This is a genomic window from Tritonibacter mobilis (assembly GCF_001681715.1).
GTDB classification, from domain to species: Bacteria; Pseudomonadota; Alphaproteobacteria; order Rhodobacterales; family Rhodobacteraceae; genus Epibacterium; species Epibacterium mobile.
Genome location: NZ_LNWY01000005.1, coordinates 114,186 through 138,127, shown reverse-complemented (window position 1 = coordinate 138,127; position 23,942 = coordinate 114,186). Strand labels below are relative to the sequence as shown.

The following is a 23,942-nucleotide window of genomic DNA, read 5'->3' as shown; positions in this document are numbered from 1 at the left end:
AAACCAACATATGTCGGGGGCGGGGTTTTACCTTGCCCCCTGTCAGAACAACAGGGAACGCCAGATGACTTTCGAGGATCTCAAGGAACAGATCGCCGCCGGACAGGTGGATACGGTTTTGGTTTGCATTGTGGATATGCAAGGCCGCCTGATGGGCAAACGCTTCCACGCCGAGGCCTTTCTTGAGATGGCCGAGGGTGAAACCCACTGCTGCAACTATCTGCTGGCCACCGACCTTGCGATGGCCACGCCCGATGGCTATGCCTCCACCAGTTGGGAGCGCGGCTACGGCGACTATATCATGAAGCCGGACCTCTCGACGCTGCGGCCGGTGCCATGGCTCGACGGGACTGCCATGGTTTTGTGCGATGTGATTGATCACCACACCCATGCACCCGTCGCGCATTCGCCGCGCGAAATGCTGAAGGCGCAGATCGCCCGCTGCGAAGAGCTGGGCCTGTCGCCAGTGATGGCGACCGAGCTGGAGTTCTTCCTCTTTAAAGGCACCCATGATGAGATCGCCGCAGGTGGGTTTCAGAACCTTGAACCGATCTCCACCTACAACGAAGATTACAGCATCATGCAGACCTCCAAGGAGGAACCTGTGATGCGCCCGATCCGCAATCATCTGCGCGCCATGGGGCTACCGATTGAAGGTTCCAAGGGCGAGGCAGAGGCTGGTCAGGAAGAGCTCAACATCAAATATGATGCGGCGCTCGCAACTGCGGATCATCACACTATCGCCAAACATGGTATTAAAGAAATCGCGCATCAGCAGGGCTTTGCCGCGACTTTCCTTCCCAAATGGCACCACGAGCGGGTCGGCTCTGCCGCGCATGTGCATCAGTCGTTGTGGAAAGAAGGGTCAAACGCGTTTTTCGATGAGAGCGCACCGCTGGGCAAGTCCAAGTTGATGGACCATTATATGGCGGGGCTGTTGAAATACGCCGCTGACTACACCTATTTCATGGCGCCCTACATCAACAGCTACAAGCGTTTCGCCAAGGGCACCTTTGCGCCGACGCAGGTGGTTTGGTCGGTGGACAATCGTACGGCGGCGTTCCGCCTGTGCGGTGACAGCACCAAAGGCGTACGGGTTGAATGCCGGGTTCCGGGGTCCGACATGAACCCCTATCTGGCACAGGCGGCAATGCTGGCGGCGGGCCTCAAGGGGATCGAGGAAAAGCTGGACCTGCAAGATCCGTTCAACGGCGACGCCTATGCGAACGACGCTCCGCAACATATTCCGCGCAGCCTGCTTGAGGCGCGCGAGGCGCTTTTGGCGTCCGACATGCTGCGCGAGGCGTTTGGCGAAGAGGTGATCACCCATTACGCCCGCGCGGCGGAGTGGGAGATCGAAGAGTTCAACCGTGTGGTGACAGATTACGAGATCGCACGCGGGTTTGAGAAAGCCTGATATCTGGCGGATAGGCGGGGGCCAGCCCCCGCACCCCCGGGATATTTGGGAGAAGATGAAGATAATCGGGGCCGTATCCTGCGCCCCCGGAGGAGTTGGCCAATGGGCAAGACACTGAATTGTATTTCGCCGATCGATGGATCGGTCTACGCCAGCCGCGAGACGCTGGATCTGGACGCCGCCCGCGCCGAGGTGGCTGCGGTGCGGACTGCGCAGAAGGCTTGGGCGGCGCGCCCGCTTCAGGAGCGCATTGACCTCGTGATGGCAGGTGTCGCCGCCATTGGCGAGATGAACGATGACATCGTGCCCGAGCTTGCCCATATGATGGGCCGTCCCGTGCGGTTTGGCGGCGAGTTTGGCGGGTTCAACGAACGCGCATCGCATATGGCGAAGATCGCGGCTGAGTCGCTGGCGGATATCGAGGTCGGTGAGGACGCGACGTTCAAACGCTACATCAAGCGCATTCCCCATGGCGTGGTCTTTGTGGTGGCGCCTTGGAACTATCCTTACATGACAGCGATCAATACGGTTGCTCCGGCGCTGATCGCGGGCAACACCGTGGTGCTGAAACATGCAACCCAGACCCTGCTGGTAGGCGAGCGTATGGCGCAGGCCTTCCACGCGGCAGGCGTACCCCAGGATGTGTTCAAGAATGTGTTCCTCGATCACGACATCACTTCGGCACTGATTGCCGAGAAGGCGTTTGATTTTGTGAACTTCACCGGCTCCGTCGGCGGTGGTCAGGCAATGGAACGTGCCGCAGCGGGCACTTTCACCGGCGTGGGCACCGAACTGGGCGGCAAGGATCCCGGCTATGTCATGGAGGACGCCGATGTGGATGCGGCGGTCGACACGCTGATCGACGGGGCCATGTTCAACTCCGGCCAGTGCTGCTGTGGCATCGAACGCATCTACGTGCATGAAAGCCTCTATGACAGCTTCCTTGAAAAGGCGCTGGCGGTGGTCAACGGCTACAAGCTCGGCAACCCGCTTGAGGCGGAGACGACCATCGGCCCGATGGCCAATGTGCGCTTTGCCAAAGAGGTGCGCGACCAGATCTCCGAGGCGGTCGAACAGGGCGCCGTGGCCCATATCGCCACCATGGAGGCCGATGATGGCGGCGCCTATCTGACACCGCAGATCCTGACCAATGTCACTCATGAGATGCGGGTGATGCGCGACGAGAGTTTCGGCCCGGTCGTTGGCATCATGAAGGTCTCTTCCGACCAAGAAGCGATCAAGCTGATGAACGACAGCGAATTTGGTCTCACCGCCTCGATCTGGACCAAGGATCTGGAGCGCGCACAGGCGGTGGGTGACCAGATCGAGACCGGCACCGTGTTCATGAACCGCGCCGACTACCTCGATCCGGCTCTGTGCTGGACCGGCTGCAAGAACACCGGGCGCGGCGGTGGCCTTTCGGTGATCGGCTATCACAACCTGACCCGCCCCAAGTCCTACCACCTGAAAAAAGTCACGGGCTGAGGCCCTTCAACTTCTTGAAAATATCTCGGGGGAGCTTGCCGTATGGCAAGCGGGGGCAGCGCCCCTACCTCCGGCTCACCACAGGAACATGCTGATGTCTCTCATTGGAAACTGGTCATACCCGACCGCAATCAAATTCGGCGCAGGCCGGATCAAGGAACTGGCCGATGCCTGCGCGCAGGCCGGGATCGAGAAGCCACTGCTGGTCACCGACAAGGGGCTTGCGGATCTGCCCGTGACAAAATCCACCCTCGACATCATGGAGGCCGCCGGCCTTGGTCGCGGGATGTTCTCCGAGGTAGATCCCAACCCGAACGAGAAGAACCTCGATGCCGGTGTCGCGGCCTACAAGGCAGGCGGCCATGACGGGGTGATCGCCTTTGGCGGCGGCTCCGGTCTCGATCTGGGCAAGATGGTCGCCTTCATGGCGGGCCAGACTCGCCCGGTCTGGGATTTTGAGGACATTGGCGATTGGTGGACCCGCGCCGATGCCGACGCCATCGCGCCGATCATCGCGGTGCCCACTACTGCGGGCACCGGGTCTGAGGTGGGCCGCGCCTCTGTCATCACCGACAGCGTCACCCATCAGAAAAAGATCATCTTCCACCCCAAGGTCCTGCCCACCGTGGTGATCTGCGATCCCGAACTGACCGTGGGTATGCCCAAGTTCATCACTGCCGGCACCGGCCTTGATGCCTTCGCCCATTGTGTCGAGGCCTTCTCCTCGCCGCATTACCACCCGATGTCGCAGGGCATGGCGCTTGAAGGTATGCGCCTGGTCAAGGATTACCTGCCGCGCGCCTACGCAGATGGCACCGACATAGAGGCGCGAGCGCATATGATGTCTGCGGCGGCCATGGGCGCGACCGCGTTCCAGAAGGGCCTCGGCGCAATCCACGCGATGAGCCACCCTATTGGCGCACATTTCAACACCCACCACGGCACCACCAATGCGGTCTGCATGCCTGCTGTGCTGGAGTTCAACGCCTCTGAGATTGCCGAACGTTTTGACATGGCGGCGGCTTACCTTGGCATCGCGGGCGGCTTTGACGGGTTCAAGGCGTTTGTGCAGGAGTTCAACGACAGCCTCGGCATTCCGCGCGGCCTTGCGGAACTCGGCGTCACCGAGAACTCCATCCCCGAACTGGTCAAAGGCGCGATCATTGATCCCAGCTGTGGCGGCAATCCCGTCAAACTGACCGAGGAAAACCTGACACAGCTGTTCAAAGCCGCACTTTGATTGAATAATCGGTCCCCGAAAAACCGATCCAGAGGCCGCGCCTACATTGTGGGGGCGGCCTCTTCTTATTCTTAAGGGATGCGCGTGCGGTCGATGAACTTGCGCAGCGCAAAGCGAGAACGCACCGCGCGCAGCCCCTCCACACGCATGAGTTTGGTCTGAAGAAACGTCTCGAATTCTTCGAGGCTCTCCACCACGACTTCCAGCAGGAAATCCTGCGCGCCTGTCATCAGGCTGCCTGTGACAACCTCTTCAAATTGCGCGACTTTCTTTTGAAAGGTAGCCACTGCTTCGGCGTCCTGTTTCTCCAGTTCAACCGATACAAACGCAGTAATGCCAAAGCCCGCTGTCTTGCGATCGATGCGGGCGACGTAACCTTCGATCAACCCGCTGTCTTCCAGCTGTCGCAGGCGTCGTTTTACAGGGGTCGGAGATAATCCAACACGGTCGGACAGCTGGACCAGAGACATACGACCGTCTTCTCGCAGAGCGCGTAGAATCGCACGGTCTAACCTGTCTGCAGCGTATCTAGCCACAATAAGCCTCATTTGTAGCGGTAAACACCAATCATTCGCAATATACATGGGGGATGTTCGATTTTTCCACCAGTGTTTTGCGATAAAATCGCCAAATCAGATTTCTGCCCGGTGGAGAGACCATGACACTGAACCTGACTGAGGAAACGGTACCCGAAGGATATGAGCGCCTCGTTTTTGCGGAAGATACCGAAAGCGGTCTGCAAGCCTTCATCTGCGTGCATTCGACCACCCTTGGCCCTGCTGCTGGCGGCTGCCGGATGTGGGACTACGCAACACTTGATGAGGCGCGCCGCGATGTGCTCCGCTTGGCGCAGGGGATGACCTGCAAGAACGCCATGGCCGATCTGGCGCTGGGTGGTGGCAAATCGGTGATCGTCGGCAATGCCCGCACCGATAAGTCTCCCGCCCTGCTGCGCGCTTTTGGCCGCGCCGTTCAAAGCCTGAATGGCAGCTATTACACCGCAGAGGATGTCGGAATTTCGCCCGAGGATATGAAGATCGTGGCCGAGGAAACCCCTTATGCCGTGGGGCTGGAGGGGGGTGACTATGGCACCGGTGATCCGTCGCCTTTTACTGCGCAAGGGGTATTCCAATGCCTTCAGGTCGGCGCTGAAGTGGTGTTTGGCACCCGTGATCTCACCGGGCGCCGGGTGCTGGTTCAGGGACTTGGCCACGTCGGTATGTCGCTTGCCGAAAAATTGCATAGCGTTGGGGCCGATCTGATTGTCGCTGACATTAATGACGCGGCTCTGCAGCATGCGAAAGCAGCCTTTGGTGCAACGATCTGCGACACAACGCAGGTATTTGAGACAGAGATGGATATCTTTGCGCCCTGCGCCCTTGGCGGTGTGCTGACCAACGCTACTGTTGAGAAATTGATCGCAAAATTGGTGTGCGGTGCCGCCAACAACCAGCTTGAGACGCCAGAAGTGGCAGATGCGCTGCGTGCCAAGGGCATTCGCTATCTGCCCGACTACGTGGTCAACGCAGGCGGCATCATCAGTGTCGCAGGTGAGATCCACAAGGCGGGCACGCGCTATCGTACCGAACGGCTCGACGGGGTGGCGGGGCGCATCCGCACATTGCTGGAGCTGAGCGACAAGACCGGACGCACCACCACCGCAGTCGCAGATGACATGGTGGCTGAGATTCTAGCGAAAGCGTCTGACGCGAAACGAGGTGCTGCATGACTGATGACAAGACCTACCAGCCGCTCGCGCTGAATGTGCCTGAACCGGGTTGTCGTCCGGGCGATACACCGGATTTCTCATACTTTGAGGTGCCGCGCGCTGGGGCTGTTGCGCGTCCTGCGGTGGATGTGGACCCAGATGATATGCGCGAAATGGCGTTTTCCATCGTGCGGGTGCTGAACAAAGAAGGCGAGGCCGTGGGCGATTGGGCTGGTGCCCTCACGCCAGAGGAATTGCGCGAGGGGTTGCGCGACATGATGCTATTGCGGGCGTTTGACGCCCGGATGCAGAACGCGCAGCGTCAGGGCAAAACCAGCTTCTACATGCAGCACCTCGGAGAAGAGGCCGTGAGCTGTGCCTTTTCGCGCGCGCTGCAGGATGGGGATATGAACTTTCCTACCTATCGGCAGGCGGGTCTGTTGATCGCGCGGGATTATCCGCTCGTCACCATGATGAACCAGATCTATTCCAACGCGGACGACCCTTTGCACGGTCGCCAATTGCCGATCATGTATTCCTCAAAGGAGCATGGATTCTTTTCGATTTCTGGTAACCTCGGCACCCAGTTTGTGCAGGCCGTGGGCTGGGCGATGGCCTCCGCCATTTCCGGTGATACCAAGATCGCAGCGGGCTGGATCGGTGATGGCTCTACCGCCGAGAGCGATTTCCATGCGGCGATGGTGTTCGCCTCGACCTACAATGCGCCGGTGGTGCTGAACATCGTCAACAACCAGTGGGCGATTTCGACCTTTCAGGGCATTGCACGCGGCGGTGTGGGCACGTTTGCGGCGCGGGGCCACGGGTTTGGCATTGCGTCGATCCGGGTGGACGGCAATGACTACCTCGCGGTGAATGCGGTGGCGAAATGGGCAGCGGAACGCGCGCGTCTGGGGCTTGGACCGACATTGATCGAACATGTCACCTACCGCGCGGGCGGCCATTCCACCAGTGACGATCCTTCCGCCTATCGGTCTGCTGATGAGGGCGCCGCATGGCCGCTGGGCGACCCAATCGACCGGTTGAAACGCCACCTGATCCGTATCGGAGAATGGAGCGACGAGCGCCACAGCCAGGCAGAAGCGGAACTGATGGATCAGGTCATCACCGCCCAGAAAGAAGCGGAAAAGATCGGCACTTTGGGAGGTGGCAAAGGACCGTCCCCGCGCGACATGTTCGAAGGTGTGTTCGAGAAAATGCCGCCCCATCTGATTAGACAACGTCAAGAAGCGGGGTACTGACATGGCCCAGATGACCATGATCGAGGCCCTGCGCGATGCGCATGATGTGGCCATGGAAAAAGACGACCGCGTGGTCGTCTACGGCGAAGATGTAGGCTATTTCGGCGGCGTCTTCCGCGTCACCGCAGGCCTGCAGAAGAAGTATGGAAAATCACGCTGCTTTGATGCGCCGATCAACGAGGCAGGCATTGTCGGCACCGCGATTGGAATGGCTGCCTACGGATTGCGCCCGGTGATCGAGATCCAGTTTGCCGATTACGTGTATCCGGCAATTGATCAGATCGTCTCAGAGGCTGCGCGTCTGCGGCATCGCTCGGCAGGGGATTTCACCTGCCCGATTGTGATCCGCATGCCCACCGGCGGCGGTATCTTTGGCGGCCAGACGCACAGCCAGTCACCCGAGGCGTTTTTCACCCATTCGTCGGGTCTAAAAACGGTGGTGCCGTCCAATCCAAGCGATGCCAAAGGTCTGCTCTTGGCCGCCATCGAAGACCCCGATCCGGTGATCTTTCTCGAGCCGAAGCGGCTCTATAATGGGCCTTTTGATGGTTATCACGACCGTCCCGTCACCAGTTGGAAGAAGCATCCCTTGGGTGATGTTTCGGACGGGTACGAGCCGATCCCGCTCGGCAAGGCCGCCATTCGTCGCGAAGGCAGCGACGTGACTGTGCTGGCCTATGGCACCATGGTCTACGTGGCCGAAGCCGCCGCCGAAGAGACGGGCGTTGACGCTGAGGTGATCGACCTGCGCACCCTGCTGCCGCTGGATCTGGAGACCATTGTGGCTTCTGTGGAAAAAACCGGGCGCTGCGTGATCGTGCATGAGGCGACCAAGACCTCAGGCTTTGGCGCGGAATTGATGTCGATCGTGCAAGAGAATTGTTTTTACCATCTTGAGGCACCGATTATCCGCGTCACGGGCTGGGATACGCCCTATCCGCACGCGCAGGAATGGAATTACTTCCCCGGCCCCGAACGGGTCGGTGAAGCCCTCAAAAAATGCATGGAGGATTGAGCGGATGGGGATCTATGCAATCCGCCTGCCAGACGTGGGTGAAGGCATCGCAGAGGCGGAACTCACTGAATGGCATGTAAAACCCGGCGATATCGTCAAGGAAGACGATGTGCTAGCCGCTGTGATGACCGACAAAGCCGCCGTAGAAGTGCCTTCTTCCGTCGAAGGAAAGGTGGTCGAACTCGGCGGTGAGATCGGTGATATGTTGGCGATCGGCTCCGTTTTGGTGCGTATCGAAGTGGACGGCGATGGCAATGAAGATGCCTCTGCGCCGGAAGCGTCAAAGCCAACGCCCGCCCCCAAAGAAGATAAGCCCGAACCCAAGCCTGAACCTCAGGCCAAGGCGGCAGAACCCGCGCGCCCTCTGGTGAAAACCAGTAAACCCGTCGCGCGGGCCAAGAATACCAAACCGCTGGCCGCTCCGTCTGTAAGGGCACGGGCGCGCGAAGAGGGCGTTGATCTGAGACAAGTGCCCGGTAGCGGCCCGGGGGGACGCATCAGTCATGCGGACCTAGAAAACTGGATCGCGTCGGGTGGCATTCAGCAGGGCAGTGTCACGCGCGGCAAAAACACCGGCGTTGAAGAGGTGCGCGTGGTCGGGATGCGTCGCAAGATCGCCGAGAAGATGGCAATCTCCAAGCGCCAGATCCCGCATATCACCATCGTTGAAGAGATCGAGATGGACGCGCTCGAAGATCTGCGCGCGGCGTTGAATCGAAAGTACAAAGACCAGCGCCCGAAGCTGACTTTGTTGCCGTTCCTGATGCGCGCGATTGTCGAAGCTGTGCGCGAGCAGCCAGAACTGAACGCGCGCTACGATGATGACGAAGGGATCATCTATCGTCATGGCGGCGTCCATGTCGGGATCGCCACGCAAACACCGAACGGGCTCAATGTTCCTGTGGTGCATCATGCGGAGTCGGGCAGCCTTTGGGACAATGCGTCAGAGCTTACACGTCTGGCAGAAGCGGCGCGGGATGGCTCGATCAAGCGGGATGAATTGATGGGCGGAACCATCACTATCACCTCGCTTGGCGCGCTCGGCGCGATTGCGACCACGCCGATCATCAATCACCCCGAAGTGGCGATTGTTGGCGTAAACAAACTGCAGATGCGCCCTGTCTGGGACGGTCAGCAGTTTCAGCCCTGCAAGATGATGAATATCTCCTGCTCTTTCGATCACCGGGTGATTGATGGCTGGGACGCGGCTGTATTTGTGCAAAAACTGAAACTCCTGCTGGAAACGCCAGCGATGCTGTTTGTCGAGGGCTAGATGACTGACATTAAATGCAAAGTTCTGGTGATCGGTGCCGGACCAGGTGGCTATGTCTGTGCCATTCGCGCAGGGCAGCTGGGATTGGACACTGTCGTCGTCGATGAGGCGCGCGCGGGGGGCACATGCCTTAATATCGGCTGTATCCCGTCCAAAGCGATGATCCATGCGGCGGATGAGTTTTACAAGATGACCCATGCTGCTTCTGGTCCCTTGGGAATTTCGGCTTCTGCGCCGACCATTGACCTGAAGCAAACCGTCGCGTGGAAAGATGGCATTGTGGAGCGTCTGACCGGCGGTGTCGGTGGGCTTTTGCATAAAGCGGGCGTAAAGATGGTGTCGGGCCGCGCACGTTTCGTGGACGGCAAGACAGTCGTGGTGAAAGGCGCGGATGGCGACACGCAGATCCGCGCGGACTACATTGTGATCGCCACAGGATCGGCCCCGGTTGAGTTGCCCTTCTTGCCCTTTGGCGGCGCGGTTATGTCCTCGACCGAGGCGCTGTCGCTGACCGAAGTTCCCAAAAGCCTCGCGGTGGTTGGCGGCGGCTACATCGGTCTGGAATTGGGTACGGTCTTTGCCAAACTCGGCTCCAAGGTGACAATTGTTGAGGCCGAAGATCGTATCCTGCCGCTTTACGACAAGGCGCTGACCCGTCCGGTTCACAAACGTCTGGAGGAGTTGGGCGTTACCGTGATGACAGGCACCAAGGCGCAATCACATGAGGCGTCTGTGCTGACAACAGATGCCGGGGATGTGGAGGCCGAGCGCGTTCTGGTTACTGTCGGACGCCGTGCGCGCACGCAAGGGATCGGCATTGATGAGCTGTCCCTTACCATGAACGGGCCCTTCATTCGCATCGACAAAATGTGCCAGACCTCCATGCGCGGCATTTACGCCATTGGGGATGTGACTGGAGAGCCGATGCTGGCCCATCGGGCGATGGCACAGGGCGAAATGGTTGCGGAATATCTGGCGGGGCATTCCGTCGAATGGGACAAAAGGGCGATCCCCGCAGTCTGTTTCACCGATCCGGAGATCGTTACCTGCGGCGCGCTGCCGGGAGAGAATGACGGCACTAAATCGGCGGAGTTCCCCTTCATCGCCAATGGCCGTGCGATGACGACCGAACGTGATGATGGGTTTATTCGTGTGGTGTGGCGTGAGGCCGATAATGCCGTCGTCGGGCTTCAGGGCGTTGGAGCAGGGATTTCCGAACTTTCGGCGGCGTTCTCACTCGCGATCGAGATGGGGGCCTGTCTGGAAGATATCGCAGCGACAGTGCACGCGCATCCCACGCAATCCGAAGGCTTGCAAGAGGCATGCCTCAAGGCGCTGGGTCACGCTCTGCACATCTAAAAAGTGGTTCCTTCAGGCGGCTTTAACCGGTTGCCTGAAGGTCTCCCCCTTCGCATTGAAGGGGGGCCACGGCGGCTGGCATGTTCTTCATGATCCGTTCGTGGATCAGCGATTTGCGCAGAGGTTTGGTGAGATAGTCATCAAGCCCTGCCGCAAGGATCCCCTCAGAATCGCCATCCATCGCATGGGCGGTCAGCGCAACAATCTGCACCTTGCGGCCATTTTCCTTCTCCAGCTCGCGAATGGCCTGAGTGGCTTGTTTGCCGTCCATTTTCGGCATGGAAATATCCATGAAGATCATGTCGGGCACAAAGCTCTGATATAGTTCGACCGCTTCTTGACCATTTCCAGCAAACCGCAGATCGATGTTCATATCTTTGACCATCTTACGGAACACCAACTGGTTGGTGCGGTTGTCCTCTGCCGCCAATACGCGCATTCGGCGCAAATCAGAGGCTATCTCAGCCGTCGCCGTTGATTGGGTCATCGCTGGGCTAGGAGCCGCCTCAACCGCGTGCGATGCAGAAGGTGGCTGCCCGCTGGGCGCGCTGAGCTTGGAGAGCGCGGTGAACAATGCGCCGCGTGGTATCGGTTTTTGCAGCACGCCCGCAAAGATATCCCGGATGGCGGGATCGCTTGCGTCGGCGGGGTCGGAAGAGAGCAACAGAACCGGCACATCTGACCAAGCATGACGCAGGCTACGCGCCAGTTTCAATCCGTCCATTCCCGGCAAATTGCGATCGGTAATCACCAGATCGACATCCTTGGACATCTGTTCAAGCGCCCCGGCACCGCTGGTTACAGGGATAACTTTCAAGCCGAGGCGCTGAAGCTGCCGATTGAGGATCTCGCGATTGATTTCCATATCGTCGACGATCATCACACAATTGAGATCGTCTGGAAGCTCCGGTGCGTTGACCTGACTGCCATCGGCCACCACCAATGGCAGGCGGAAGCCAAAGCAGGACCCTTTGCCAAACTCGCTTTCCACCCAAATCTCGCCATCCATCATCTTGATGAGGCGCTCGGTGATTGCAAGACCAAGACCCGTGCCTTCGAATTGCCGGTTGGTTTCATCCTCGACCTGATTAAACTCACCAAAGATGTGCTGAATTTTCTCTTCGGGAATACCGATGCCGCTATCTTCAATGGAAATGTGCAGCATCACGGTGTTGTCTTCGGGATGAGGAACACCGGTCACGCGGGCGGTGACGTGGCCCTCATTTGTGAACTTCACCGCATTGCCAATGAGGTTGGTCAGAATCTGACGAATACGCCCCGGATCACCGATAAAGCTCGTCGGCATAAAGAGATCGTAATCGACCAGAAGCGTCAGCCCTTTATCGCGCGCATTGGCCTGCAGCAGCATGACCACCTCATGCATGCAAGCCTCAAGATCAAAGGGTTCAGGGTGTAGAACCAGTTTCTCGGCCTCGATCTTGGAGTAGTCGAGCACGTCGTTGATGATGACCAGAAGCGCCTCGCCAGAGTTCTTGATCGTATTGGCATAAAGGCGCTGTTCTTCGGTAAGGCTGGTGTCGTTCAATAGCTCCGCCATGCCGACAACGCCATTCATCGGCGTGCGGATCTCATGGCTCATATTGGCAAGGAAAGCGGATTTGGCGCGGTTGGCCGCCTCGGCGCGTTCACGTGCGGTGCGCAACTCTTCCTCGTAGTGGACCGTCGCCGTGATATCGAGTGCCAGGCTTACGATATCGCCGTCATGGCCGCGCTGGTCGATCAGCTTCAGGTAACGGTCATTCCAGAGACGAATCACGGTGGGTTCCGGCGCAGGGGACATCCAGCGTTCGGTCATCATCGCACGCCATGCATCCGCCGAGAGTTCCTCAGTGTCGATCAGCCCTTCATCGGTCAGGACTTGCAGAATGCGGACATAGGATACGCCTGGCGCAACTTCCTCGACGCCCTCGAATATATTCAGATATGCGGTGTTGGCACCGATCAGCTTGCTGTTGCTGTCAAAGAAGGCAAACCCATCCTGAAACGCCTGAATGGAGTGCCAAAGCCGTCGCTCGGCCTGCTCAACCTTTTCATTGGCGGTGTTAAGGTCGCTTTTAACGCGCTCATTCTCGTTTCTGAACGTGGCGATTTCTGCCTGGGTCGCACCGATGCGTTTGGTTAGCGCAAGCGCATGACGACCGAGTTTGCGATTCGCATCAGTCAATTCCGCCTGTTTCAGCTCCAGAAGCCGCTCAGCCGCCAATCGGGCCCTGCGTTCCTGCGCCAATTTTTCAGCAAGCGACATCTGCGCCAACTCCAACACTTGTTATTTCCACACCTGCTGCCTCAATCTCGCAGGCATTCCTTAATTTGCCTTTAGCGTTGGTGTTATGGCGAGCATGCTTGCTATGAGGTTAATCGCGTGTCAGCCTTTGCGCGGTGACAGGGAGGATTCCATGCGGCGCCTATTGATTTTATTCGTTTTTCTTTTTTCCAATGTTCTGAGCCCCGCAGTGCAGGCGCAGGGCAGTGATTCTGGGCCTTTGCCCACGCAGAGGTTTGTAACCCAACCGGATACAGATCATTTCGGGGCAGATTTGCAGGCGTTGTTCGATACATCGCTGCAATCTTGCCAGCGCGCATGCGCCACACAGAGCGCCTGCGTCGGCTTTGTGTACAATGTGAAATCCAACGCCTGTTTCCCAAAATCAGAATTACGCGACCCATCGACATTTGTTGGCGCGCTCACGGTGCGCAAACTCCAGGTAGATGCGGGACTGGCCGCTCGCGCTGCAGACCGTGCGTCGCGGCTCACTTTGCCGGGGACTGCCGATGTGGCGTCGGCGCGCAAACTCGCCAGCGAGATCGGCACACGCTATCAGTTGAGCGGTCGTGACATCGGAACGTTGATTGACGGCGCGCAACAGTTCTTTGCCGGGAATAACGCGACTATGGCTGCGCGTTGGATGGGCGAAGCTGTGGCACTGAGCGATGCGCCGGACCTCTGGGTTGAGTATGCCCGCTACGTGCGTGCGATGCCCACCGACAACAGCAGCGAAACCCGTCGCAACCTTGCGGAGTCCGTTGCTGCCGCGCTGAACGGTTATTTGCGGGCCGATGCAGCGCCGATGCAGGTGAACGCATTGATCGAGGCCGCACAATCCTTGGAGAAGCTGGGTCGCGGTCGCGATATGATTTCCGTGCTGCGACTGGCAGAGGAAATCCAGCCGCGCAAACAAATTGCTGAACTTCTGAACAATGCGGTGGCGAAATACGGCTTTCGGGTCAGCGACACGCGGGTTGAGGCCGACAGCGCTGATCCGCGCATGTGCATCGTCTTCTCAGAAGATCTGGTCAAAACGGGCGTTACCTATAGCGACTATCTGAAATCTGAGGCCGAGGGGCTTGCGGCAGAGGCATCGGGGCAAGAGCTGTGTCTGACCGGCCTGACGCACGGGCAACATCTACGGGTGACCTTGCGCCGGGGGCTGCCTGCAGCCAATGGTGAAACCCTTATCAAAGACGTGGAACTCAGCCACTACATCCGCGACCGCAGCCCCTCCGTGCGCTTTCCGGGTCGGGCTTATGTGCTGGCGCGCAGCGACGTGACCGCCCTGCCGGTCGAGACGGTGAATGTGGATAGGCTGGACCTCAAGCTCTCGCGCATCAGTGACCGCAACCTGTTGCGCAGCATGCAGGACGATCTGTTTGCCCGCCCGCTGAACCAATGGCAGAGCGAGAATTTTGACGCCACAGTGGCAGAGGAGCTCTGGACCGGCACCGCCGAGGTGCAGCAGGAGTTGAACCGCGACATGACCACCCGGTTGCCGCTGGATGATGTGCTGGCCGATCAACCCGTTGGTATCTATGCGCTCAGTGCCGCCGTGCCGGGGGCCGATCCCTATGACAGCCCGGCGGCCATGCAGTGGTTTGTGCTGACGGATCTTGGTCTCAGCTCCATGTCTGGGGCCGATGGGTTGCATGTGCAGGTGCAGGGGCTGTCGGACGCCAAGGCCCGCGCGGGCATCGAGGTCGAACTGATCTCGGAGGCCAACGCGGTGATTGCCCGCAGCACCAGCGACGATACTGGCTATGTGCATTTTGCGCCGGGGTTGACCCGAGGCACCGGCAGTGCTGCGCCCGCGATGCTGCTGGCGCGCGCCGGAGAGGAGGACTTTGCCTTCCTGTCGTTGCGCGATGCCGCCTTTGATCTGTCGGACCGTGGTGTCGAGGGCCGTCCCGCGCCCGGCCCGGTTGATGTCTTTTTGACCACCGATCGGGGTGCCTATCGCGCAGGCGAGACCATTAACCTGACCGCCCTGTCGCGCGATCCGCGCGCGCAGGCCATCGAAGGCCTGCCGCTGATCGCGGTGCTGAAACGCCCCGATGGGGTGGAATATTCGCGCCACATCTCCGAAGGCGGTGATGCAGGCGGTCATGTCTATGCCCTGCCCGTGGGCGACAGCGCCCCGCGCGGCTCCTGGGCGATCGAGATCTATGCCGACCCCAAGGCGGAGCCGCTGGCACGGCAAACCGTGCTGGTCGAGGATTTCCTGCCCGAGCGGATCGACTTTGAACAGGACATCCGTGATGTCGCGGGCCTGCGTCCCGGTGGGCAGCTGGTCGTCGATATCGATGCGCGATTCCTGTTTGGCGCACCCGGCGCTGGCCTGAGCGTCGAGGGTGATGTCTCTCTCGCCCCGGTGCGGCAGCTGGCCGATTGGCCCGGTTATCGCTTTGGGCGTTATGATGCGGAAACCAACCGCCAGACCCGCTACTTCAGTGGCGAGGACACCGGCGCCGATGGCCAGTCCGTCGCGGCTGGTGATTTGCCCGAGGTAGAGGCAGCAGGTCTGCCGCTTGAGGCCCGCCTGCGCACGCGACTCTCGGATGGCTCCGCCCGTCCGGTCGAGCGTGAACTAACCGTGCCGGTACAGCCTGCGACCCCCGTGATCGGGATCAAGACGCAGTTTGCCGATGACGTGGTGGCCGAGGGCACCGAGGCCGGGTTCGAGCTGATCTCGCTCGCACCGGATCTCACCCCCGCCCCGATGCAGGTGCAATGGGTGCTGAACCGGGTCGAGACGCGCTATCAGTGGTATCAGCTCTATGGCGACTGGCAGTGGGAGCCGATCACCCGCCGCACCCGCGTGGCCTTGGGCGAGGCGATGCTGGGCGGCGATCCGGTGGTGGTCACCGCGCCGGTGGATTGGGGCCGCTACGAGCTGGTGGTGGAACGTCTGGATGGCGACTACGTGACCGCTGCGCAGGATTTCTACGCCGGCTGGTATGTGCCCGCCTCCGACGCGCAGACCCCGGATCGTCTGGAGCTGTCGCTGGATGGCCCAAGTTATACCCCCGGCGACACTGCTCGCCTGCGGATCGTGCCGCAAGCGGCAGGAACCGCGCTGATCTCCGTGGTGGGGAGCGAGCTGATCCACCGTCAGGCGATCGAGGTGACAGCAGGCGAAAACGTGATCCCGCTTGAGGTCACATCCGAGTGGGGCAGCGGTGCCTATGTGACCGCCTCTGTCGTGCAGCCCGTCGCCAGTCGGCAGGGCCGCACACCGACCCGGGCGCTGGGCATCGCCCATGCCACGGTGACCCAGCCGGGGCAGGAGTTGGATGTCACGATCAACACTCCAGACGTCACTCGCCCCCGCCAGACGGTCGAGGCGACCGTGACTGTCGCCGGGGCCGAGGCGGGCGAGGAAGTCTGGCTGACGCTGGCCGCCGTTGATGTCGGTATCCTCAATCTCACCGGCTTTCAAAGCCCGGATCCCGTGGGCTATTTCCACGGTCAGCGGCGTCTGGGGATGGAACTGCGCGACATCTATGGCCGCCTCATCGATCCCGGCAACGGCGCGTTAGGGCGTGTGCGCTCCGGCGGCGATGCCGGGCTTGGGGCGCAATTCCAGTCACCCCCGCCGACGCAGGATCTGATGTCGGTCTTCCACGGTGCGGTGCAGGTCGGGGAAGATGGTAGCGTGAGCCTGCCCATCGATCTGCCGGACTTCAACGGTACCGTGCGGCTGATGGCTGTTGCTTGGACTGACCGTTCGGTCGGGCAGGCGGAGGCCGATATGATCGTGCGCGATCCGGTGGTGCTGACCGCCTCGCTGCCGCGCTTCCTGGCGCCCGGCGATCAGAGCCGCATCCGGCTGGATATCACCCATGCCGATGGGCCTGCGGGTGAGATCGGTCTGGCGGCCGAGGTGATCGGGTCCGGGCTGCAACTGGGCGCGCTGCCGCCTTCGGTGACGCTCAACGAACAGGGCCGGGTGCTGCTGGAACTCCCGGTCACCGCAGGCGCGGTTGGCGATCCGGAGGTGCGTCTGAGCCTGACCACACCCGGCGGCGAGGTGCTGGACCAGATCCTGCGCCTGCCGGTGCGGGCCAATGATCCGGAGGTCTCGGAAACCCGGCGCTTCTCGCTGGCGGGCGGCGACAGCTTCCTGTTCAATGCGGATGTGTTCGCAGGTCTGCGCCCCGGCTCTGCCCGCGCGGTGATGTCGGCAGGGCCGCTGGCCAAATTCGACGTGCCGGGGCTGTTGTCGCAACTGGACGGCTACCCCTATGGCTGCACCGAACAGGTGACGTCGAAGGCGCTGCCGCTGCTGTACCTGTCGTCGGTGGCCGAGGCCGCCGGTCTGGGTGATGGCCCTAGGGTGGACGCACGCATCAACGGCGCCATCCGCAAGGTGCTGACCCGGCAGGCCGCCAATGGCGCCTTTGGCCTCTGGCGCGCCGAGAGCGGCGATCTGTGGCTGGATGCCTATGCATCTGACTTCCTCAGCCGGGCACGGGCCAAAGGCTATATGGTGCCCGATCAGGCCTTTGCCCGCGCCATGGACAATCTGCGCAATCGGCTGAACTACGCGCCGGATTTCGACAGCGGCGGTGAGGAAGTGGCCTATGCGCTGCTGGTGCTGGCGCGTGAGGGCGCGGCGGCGATGGGAGATCTGCGCTATTACGCGGATACAAAAGCAGATGCTTTCTCCACCCCGATGGGCGCGGCGCAACTGGGGGCCGCACTCGCGGCCTATGGCGATCAGCGCCGGGCGGACAAGATGTTTGCCCGCGCCGCGCAGATGATCGCAGGCCAAGGCGCCGAAAAGCCAGTGTGGCGTGTCGATTACGGCACCCAGTTGCGCGACTCGGCGGCTGTCTTGGCGCTGGCGGTGGAGGCTGGCAGCACGGCGGTCAATCGCGACTATCTTACAGCGCGGGTCGCGGGCGGTGATGGCTATCGTTCGACACAGGAAGCCGCGTGGAGCCTGATGGCGGCGCAGGCATTGGTGGACAATCCCGAAGACTCCGGTCTGCGGGTCAATGGTCAGCCAGTAACCGGAGCCTTTGTCGAGGTGATGGAGGGCGATAGCCCGGCGGATCTCTCGGTCACCGCGGCCTCCGGGCGCAGCACCGACATCACCCTGACCCGCATCGGCGTGCCTGTCGTGCCCCCGGCAGCGCGTGGCTACGGCTTTGCCCTGACGCGGGAGTATTACACGTTGGAAGGGGAGCCGGTGGATCTGGCCTCGGTCGCGGTTGGCACCCGGCTGGTGACGGTGCTACGGGTGTTGCCGCAAGAGGAGATCGGCGCGCGGCTGATGGTCAATGACCCGCTGCCGGCGGGGCTGGAGATCGACAATCCCAACCTGCTGCGATCTGGCGATCTGCGCGATCTGGATTGGCTGAGCCTCTGGGACGCGGATCACGTGGAGTTCCGCTCTGATCGGTTCCTCGCGGCGGTGACCTCGCGGGGGGGTGATCCGATCACGCTGGCCTATATGGTACGCGCGGTCAGCCCCGGTGACTTCCACCATCCTGCGGCCTCGGTCGAGGACATGTACCGCCCGGCCTACCGCGCCAATACGGCGGCGGGACGGCTGCAGGTGCGATGAGCCGAACGGGTTGGCTGTGTAAGCTGGGGGCACTTTTGCAGCGGCGAGAGCGCCCGGACACTGCCGTGTCCGGGCGCGACCTGACCGAACGGTCAGGAGGGGGCGCGTTGCGCCCCCTGTTTTGGATGGCAGCGCGCTTCAGAACTCCTTTGTTGGTCTTGCTCATTGCGAGTGTCCTTGCGGGAAAGGCTCTCGATCAGTGGGTTGACGCGACGGTGCTTCCACAAACGCTTGCTGAAACCTCCGTCGAGGTGCGTGATCGCAATGGCCGTTTGTTGCGGGCCTACCCGGTTGGAAATGGGATTTGGCGCATGGCTGTGCGTGTCGAAGAGGTGGACGCCACCTATCTGAATATGCTGCGGGCTTATGAAGATAAACGGTTCGACACCCATAGCGGGGTCGACGTTCTGGCGATGCTGCGCGCGGTCGGGCAAGCCGTTTTGAATGGGCGTACCGTATCCGGGGGGTCGACCCTGACGATGCAGGTGGCACGGTTGCTGGAGGATGGCTCCACTGGGCGTTGGGCTGGAAAGCTACGTCAGATCCGGGTGGCGCTGGCGCTTGAGCGCAAGCTCTCCAAACAGGAGATTCTGAACCTCTACCTGACGCACGCGCCGTTTGGCGGCAATCTTGAAGGGGTGCGGGCGGCAAGTTTTGCGTGGTTCGGCAAGGAGCCGCGTCGCCTAACCGTCGCCGAAGCCGCGCTACTGGTGGCATTGCCGCAATCCCCGGAGAATCGCCGACCTGACCGATCGGTAGGTGCGGCGCGCGTCGCACGCGAACGCGTGCTGCAACGCAGTCGTGAGGCTGGGGCCCTGACCTCTGAGGTGGCGCAGCAGGCGGCGCAAGCACGCCTGCCAAAGGTGCGCCGTGCCTTTCCGCTGCTTGCTCCGCATGTGGGGGATCAGCTGCGGTCTGCGGCCCCGGCTACCGCGCGATTTGACACAACGCTGGACGCCGCCTTGCAGGAAAAACTGCAGGCTGTTCTGCTGCGGCGGGCGAAAGCGGCCGGGCCACAGCTGAGCGCAGCGATGATTGTAGCGGATCATCAAAGCGGCGAAATCCTCGCCCGGATTGGCGCGCCAGATTACACTGACACAGTGCGGCGCGGGTTTGTGGATATGGTGAGTGCGGTACGCTCTCCCGGCTCTACGCTGAAACCGCTGGTGTATGGCCTCGCCTTTGACGAAGGGCTAGTGCATCCGGACACGCTGATCCGCGATGCCCCTGTGTCCTTTGGTGGCTATGCGCCGCAAAATTTTGATGGGGCTTTTCGAGGCGACGTGCGCGTGCGCGATGCGTTGCAAATGTCGCTCAACACCCCTGTGGTCACCCTTACGGAGGCGCTTGGTCCCTCGCGGTTGATGGCAGGGATGCGTCAGGCTGGGATGCGCCCGCAATTGCCCGGTGGCAAAGCGGGGCTGGCGGTGAGCCTCGGCGGAGTTGGCGTGAGCCTGCAAGATCTGGTGCAGCTTTATGCGGTATTGGCCGCGGGAGGCACGGGGGTGCAGTTAACGGTGGAGGCTGGTGGCGAGAGCGCTGTGATCCCAAGGGTGATTTCGCCGGTCGCAGCCTGGTATCTTGGGGACATCTTGCGCGACGTGCCGGTGCCCCGCGGAGCGCGCGCTGGCGTATTGCCGTTTAAGACCGGCACCTCTTACGGGTACAGGGATGCCTGGGCCGTGGGTTGGGATGGTCAGCACGTCATCGGGGTCTGGCTTGGCCGTGCTGACGGCACGCCAGTGCCGGGAGTGTTTGGGGCAGAGGTGGCAGCACCGGTGTTGTTTGAAGCCTTTGCCGCATTGAAATCCGACCTTACACCGCTCGCACCTCCGCCACCGAACGCACTGGTGTTGACGACGGCGGAATTACCGCAGCCATTGCGGCAGTTCAGGGCACGCAATGACGTGTTCTCGGATGTAGGTGAAGGTGCCCCCGAGGTGGTCTTCCCGCCAACACGGGCGCGTCTGGCGCTGGTCGAGGGCCGGTTGTCGCTAAAGCTGCGCGGGGGGCGGCTGCCCTTTACGGTGCTGGCGAATGGAGTGCCGGTGGCCCGGGGTCTGCGGTCCCGGGATCTCGACCTTCCGAGCCCCGGGCCGGGACACGCAACGCTTGTGGTTATTGATGCGGATGGGCAATCTGCTCGGGTGACCGTTGAGATTGAAGAGACGGGGTGATGCGCGTGTTGCAGGAGGTAAAGGGTATGATTCACAGAACGCATGGGCTGGCGGTGCTCTGTGCTTTGGCCGTCTTCATAGCTGTCCCCGCCATGGCGGATTGCGCGAGCGAGGACGAGGTAAACCAATTTGCGGCTGACTATATCGCGCGAAAACCAGCCAAAGCTTTGGGCGCAGATGGCGATATGGTGGATGCGCTTTGTACGCAGGCGCGATTGGTGGAGGTACTGTCGGAGCACATGGGGCCAGTGATCGGCTACAAGGCCGGATTGACCAGTGCGCCCGCGCAGGAGCGGTTTGGTGCGAGCGAGCCTGTGCGCGGTGTGCTTTACCGGGATATGATGCTGGAGAGCGGGGCGACGGTAGAGGTTCCGTGGGGCACGGTTCCGATGGTCGAAGCTGATCTGGTTCTGGAAATCGGTGATTCAGCTGTGAACTGGGCCACGTCCCCTCAGGAGGTGATGGAAAACATCCGCAGCGTTCGACCATTTATCGAGTTGCCAGATCTCGCATTGGCATCGGGTGAGCCAATGACGGCGGAGACGATTACGGCAATGGGTGTCGGCGCGCGGCGAGGTGTGCTTGGTGCTGAGATACCGGTCGAGGATGTCGCCGCCCTGACCGCCGCATTGGGCGAAATGCAGGTTACTTTGCGCGATGGAGCAAGTGAGACTGTGGTATCGGCCCCGGGAACGGCTGTTTTGGGACATCCCGCCGAAACGATCCTCTGGCTCCATGAGGCTGGAGTGACGTTTAAGGCTGGGGATCTGGTCTCGGTTGGCTCGTTTGGTCCGTTGGTGCCCCCTTCCAAACTCGGTGGGGGAGCGCGCGTCATTTATGAAGGGCTACCGGGAGATCCGGAAGTCTCTGTCCTATTTGCGCCGACCTCCTGACCCGTTGATGGTGTCTCTTGCGTAAGGTGTGTTTCGCATCGGGCTATGTCCGATGCGACCGGCGCCGCGCCAAAGGCGCGGCGCTCGGCCCAACTGGCCGATGGGATCAACAGATCACAAGGCTGGGCGGGAGGGCTCGCCGCTTGCCATTCTGCACAGTACCCCACACAAAAAGTGACTTTGCTCAGGACGAGCTGCGCCCTTCCCGTAGCCACGCGCCGATCAACAGCGCCCCCGCCAACAGGAGCAGTACCCACGAGGGAAGCAACGGCGATTGAGTTACAGCAGTGGTTTCATATGCGCCGCGCGGTACGAGACCGATCCAGCCCCTACCTGATGCAGGACGCCCCTCGCGAATGTTGCGCAAAGACGGGACGCCCGCCTCAAGCGACACGGCCCCGCCACGTATCGCGCGCACAAGAGGCTCCATTACATTGGCGGTCGCGATGGTTTGCTCAAACTCCTTTGGGGCAGCAGGGCCAAGACCGATGACTGCACGCTCCTCACCCTCTTGCAGGTGATAAAGCCCGATTTGATCGCTTTCATACCGCCCTTCCCAAAGGCCGGGCCGCATCTCGCGCAGTGTGACATCGGATGTTGTGCCATCCGGCGCGGTGACAGTCACGGCCTCCACAGTTTCGCCAAGAGTGCGACGCTCAATACGCATGCGTTGGCCTGTGGCCTCAGCCGTCAGTACCTCTTCTTCCAGTTCGGGCTCTTTCATCATCCAATGCGCCAGGCGGCGGAGCAACTCCAATTGTGGGCCGCCGCCCTCAAAGCCGCGACTCCACAGCCAAGCGTGATCCGAGGCCAGAAGTGCAACGCGCCCCTCTTCCACCCGATCCAGGATCAACAGTGGGCGCTCGCCGATCCCGCGCATTAATGTGGTCCCGCCGATGGTATCCAGTTCCACCTGGCGCATCCAGCGACCCCATTCCGCAGCGCCTGTCAGCTCTGCAGTGACCGGATGCTGCTGGCCGATCTCGCTGATCGTGGGACGATAGGGTTCCTCAAGCACGCGAGCCGAGGGACGTGCAGGCAGGACGTCTGCCAAAGGCGTGCGAAAGATGCTGTCAGCGCTGGCAAAATCCGGACCGGCCGCCACTAGGACCGCGCCACCGCGGCGAACGTAATTGGCGACATTCTCCAGATAGGCCGATGGTAGGATGCCGCGCCGTTTGTAGCGATCAAAGATGATGAGATCGAAATCCTCGATCTTTTCCAGAAACAGCTCTCGGGTTGGAAAGGCGATCAAAGACAGCTCATCCACTGGCACGCCATCCTGTTTCTCGGGAGGGCGCAGGATAGTGAAATGCACAAGATCAACAGAGCTGTCGGATTTCAGAAGGTTGCGCCATGTACGCCCGCCCGGATGCGGAGCACCGGATACCAGCAGCACCCGTAGCCGGTCACGCACGCCGTTGATCTGCAACAGGGCGGCGTTATTGCGGGCTGTTAACTCGCCGGTGGCCTCAGGAACGCGGAACTCGATCACATTGCGTCCACCGTGGGGCAGGGTCAGCGGCAGGTCGAAATCAACTCCTACCGGCAGACGGAAATTCTGCGGCGCGCCTCCGTCGATTGCGATCTGCAGCTCGGTATATTGCACGCCCTCCGGTGCAGCGCCCTGATCTTCGACCTGTAGCGTCAGAGTGATCGGCTCTCCGATAATCCCAAAGGATGGAGCATTTTTGACGATCAGGCGACGATCCCAGTCTCCCTCGCGGCCGGTCATCAGGAGATGCAGTGGCGCGGGGAGATCAGGCGCGCGTTCCATATCGTGGATCTGCCCGTCTGACAGCGCGATAATACCTGCAACACGTGCTCGTGGCTCGTCTGCCAATGCCCGTGTCAAGGCATCCATCAACTGGGTGCCGCCATCGTCGGGGCTGTCTTCGACAGTGATCCAGCGCACTTCGGTATTGGCGCGCTCCGCCAGCGCCTCTTCAATCTCAGCGCGCGCAGTTGCCATTTGATCGCCCCGGTCAGAGAGAGCCTGACTGGCAGTGCGATCTTCGGCAACGATGACGATATCGCTCAGGGGGGTACGATCTTCGACCTGAATGACCGGGCCGGAAAGTGCGGCCAGCAGAACCAGCGCGGCTCCAGCGCGCAACGCCCAGCCCGCGAGCCGCCGCCAGATGGCCAGCCCCAATGCCACAAAGCTCACCCCCGCCAGTGCAGCGAGCAGCGCCCAGGGCACCAGCGGGTCAAAGAGAATGGTCTGAGTCATTCGACGTGGGCTCCTTGC

14 protein-coding genes are annotated in these 23,942 nt (G+C 61.0%); 11 read left to right on the top strand and 3 right to left on the bottom strand.

Going from position 1 to position 23,942, the window contains the following annotated elements; translation table 11 throughout:
- Window positions 1–64 precede the first annotated feature (64 nt).
- The 3 genes from UB90_RS04705 (at window position 65) to UB90_RS04695 (ending at window position 4,142) form a co-directional block, all read left to right on the top strand.
- Window positions 65–1,417, top strand: coding sequence for a glutamine synthetase family protein (locus UB90_RS04705; RefSeq protein ID WP_065325386.1), 1,353 nt, complete (start codon window positions 65–67; stop codon window positions 1,415–1,417).
- Between the two features lie 102 nt (window positions 1,418–1,519).
- Window positions 1,520–2,902, top strand: a complete 1,383-nt coding sequence (locus UB90_RS04700) for an aldehyde dehydrogenase family protein (protein ID WP_065325352.1) — start codon at window positions 1,520–1,522, stop codon at window positions 2,900–2,902.
- 94 nt (window positions 2,903–2,996) lie between these two features.
- Window positions 2,997–4,142: an iron-containing alcohol dehydrogenase gene (locus UB90_RS04695; protein ID WP_065325385.1), complete on the top strand. Its 1,146-nt coding sequence runs from the start codon at window positions 2,997–2,999 to the stop codon at window positions 4,140–4,142.
- A 71-nt stretch (window positions 4,143–4,213) separates the two neighbouring features.
- Here UB90_RS04695 and UB90_RS04690 read toward each other — a convergent pair whose 3' ends face one another.
- Complete coding sequence (locus UB90_RS04690; protein ID WP_074712533.1) at window positions 4,214–4,690, bottom strand: Lrp/AsnC family transcriptional regulator; 477 nt, start codon at window positions 4,688–4,690, stop codon at window positions 4,214–4,216.
- 110 nt (window positions 4,691–4,800) lie between these two features.
- Between UB90_RS04690 and UB90_RS04685 the strand changes: the two genes are divergently transcribed.
- From UB90_RS04685 to lpdA, 5 genes are read left to right on the top strand one after another with little or no spacing between them, the layout of a single operon-like run.
- Window positions 4,801–5,871, top strand: coding sequence for a Glu/Leu/Phe/Val family dehydrogenase (locus UB90_RS04685; RefSeq protein ID WP_065325350.1), 1,071 nt, complete (start codon window positions 4,801–4,803; stop codon window positions 5,869–5,871).
- The gene (locus UB90_RS04680; protein ID WP_005626717.1) at window positions 5,868–7,109 is read left to right on the top strand and encodes a 3-methyl-2-oxobutanoate dehydrogenase (2-methylpropanoyl-transferring) subunit alpha; all 1,242 of its coding nucleotides are present in this window, start codon (window positions 5,868–5,870) and stop codon (window positions 7,107–7,109) included. Before UB90_RS04685 ends, UB90_RS04680 begins: the two co-directional genes overlap by 4 nt.
- Window position 7,110: 1 nt before the next feature.
- Window positions 7,111–8,124 carry an alpha-ketoacid dehydrogenase subunit beta gene (locus UB90_RS04675; protein WP_065325349.1) on the top strand — a complete coding sequence of 338 codons (1,014 nt, stop codon included), beginning with the start codon at window positions 7,111–7,113 and terminating at the stop codon, window positions 8,122–8,124.
- 4 nt (window positions 8,125–8,128) lie between these two features.
- Window positions 8,129–9,397, top strand: coding sequence for a dihydrolipoamide acetyltransferase family protein (locus tag UB90_RS04670; RefSeq protein WP_065325348.1), 1,269 nt, complete (start codon window positions 8,129–8,131; stop codon window positions 9,395–9,397).
- Window positions 9,398–10,756, top strand: coding sequence for a dihydrolipoyl dehydrogenase (gene lpdA / locus UB90_RS04665; RefSeq protein WP_065325347.1), 1,359 nt, complete (start codon window positions 9,398–9,400; stop codon window positions 10,754–10,756).
- 22 nt (window positions 10,757–10,778) lie between these two features.
- On the opposite strand, the gene UB90_RS04660 is transcribed toward lpdA, so the two are convergent.
- Window positions 10,779–13,022, bottom strand: a complete 2,244-nt coding sequence (locus tag UB90_RS04660) for a response regulator (RefSeq protein WP_065325384.1) — start codon at window positions 13,020–13,022, stop codon at window positions 10,779–10,781.
- A gap of 151 nt (window positions 13,023–13,173) precedes the next feature.
- Here UB90_RS04660 and UB90_RS04655 point away from each other — a divergent pair, with 151 nt between their 5' ends.
- Genes UB90_RS04655 through UB90_RS04645 form a run of 3 tightly spaced genes read left to right on the top strand, consistent with a single transcriptional unit; the run spans window position 13,174 to window position 21,691 of the window.
- Window positions 13,174–18,621 carry an alpha-2-macroglobulin family protein gene (locus UB90_RS04655; RefSeq protein WP_110613667.1) on the top strand — a complete coding sequence of 1,816 codons (5,448 nt, stop codon included), beginning with the start codon at window positions 13,174–13,176 and terminating at the stop codon, window positions 18,619–18,621.
- A complete protein-coding gene (gene pbpC, locus UB90_RS04650; protein ID WP_204161363.1) occupies window positions 18,618–20,798 on the top strand; it encodes a penicillin-binding protein 1C in 2,181 nt (726 codons plus the stop codon). The genes UB90_RS04655 and pbpC overlap by 4 nt, the downstream gene beginning before the upstream one ends.
- A gap of 26 nt (window positions 20,799–20,824) precedes the next feature.
- Window positions 20,825–21,691 carry a 2-keto-4-pentenoate hydratase gene (locus UB90_RS04645; protein ID WP_413081254.1) on the top strand — a complete coding sequence of 289 codons (867 nt, stop codon included), beginning with the start codon at window positions 20,825–20,827 and terminating at the stop codon, window positions 21,689–21,691.
- 184 nt (window positions 21,692–21,875) lie between these two features.
- Here UB90_RS04645 and UB90_RS04640 read toward each other — a convergent pair whose 3' ends face one another.
- On the bottom strand, window positions 21,876–23,924 hold the full coding sequence (locus UB90_RS04640; protein ID WP_065325345.1) for a hypothetical protein: 2,049 nt from the start codon (window positions 23,922–23,924) through the stop codon (window positions 21,876–21,878).
- Window positions 23,925–23,942: the final 18 nt, after the last annotated feature.

Excerpts from the sequence above, each read along its gene's own strand:
- UB90_RS04705 (WP_065325386.1), top strand. The coding sequence starts at position 65 with ATGACTTTCGAGGATCTCAAGGAACAGATCGCCGCCGGACAGGTGGAT.
- UB90_RS04700 (WP_065325352.1), top strand. The coding sequence starts at position 1,520 with ATGGGCAAGACACTGAATTGTATTTCGCCGATCGATGGATCGGTCTAC.
- UB90_RS04695 (WP_065325385.1), top strand. The coding sequence starts at position 2,997 with ATGTCTCTCATTGGAAACTGGTCATACCCGACCGCAATCAAATTCGGC.
- UB90_RS04690 (WP_074712533.1), bottom strand. The coding sequence starts at position 4,690 with ATGAGGCTTATTGTGGCTAGATACGCTGCAGACAGGTTAGACCGTGCG.
- UB90_RS04685 (WP_065325350.1), top strand. The coding sequence starts at position 4,801 with ATGACACTGAACCTGACTGAGGAAACGGTACCCGAAGGATATGAGCGC.
- UB90_RS04680 (WP_005626717.1), top strand. The coding sequence starts at position 5,868 with ATGACTGATGACAAGACCTACCAGCCGCTCGCGCTGAATGTGCCTGAA.
- UB90_RS04675 (WP_065325349.1), top strand. The coding sequence starts at position 7,111 with ATGGCCCAGATGACCATGATCGAGGCCCTGCGCGATGCGCATGATGTG.
- UB90_RS04670 (WP_065325348.1), top strand. The coding sequence starts at position 8,129 with ATGGGGATCTATGCAATCCGCCTGCCAGACGTGGGTGAAGGCATCGCA.
- lpdA (WP_065325347.1), top strand. The coding sequence starts at position 9,398 with ATGACTGACATTAAATGCAAAGTTCTGGTGATCGGTGCCGGACCAGGT.
- UB90_RS04660 (WP_065325384.1), bottom strand. The coding sequence starts at position 13,022 with ATGTCGCTTGCTGAAAAATTGGCGCAGGAACGCAGGGCCCGATTGGCG.
- UB90_RS04655 (WP_110613667.1), top strand. The coding sequence starts at position 13,174 with ATGCGGCGCCTATTGATTTTATTCGTTTTTCTTTTTTCCAATGTTCTG.
- pbpC (WP_204161363.1), top strand. The coding sequence starts at position 18,618 with ATGAGCCGAACGGGTTGGCTGTGTAAGCTGGGGGCACTTTTGCAGCGG.
- UB90_RS04645 (WP_413081254.1), top strand. The coding sequence starts at position 20,825 with ATGATTCACAGAACGCATGGGCTGGCGGTGCTCTGTGCTTTGGCCGTC.
- UB90_RS04640 (WP_065325345.1), bottom strand. The coding sequence starts at position 23,924 with ATGACTCAGACCATTCTCTTTGACCCGCTGGTGCCCTGGGCGCTGCTC.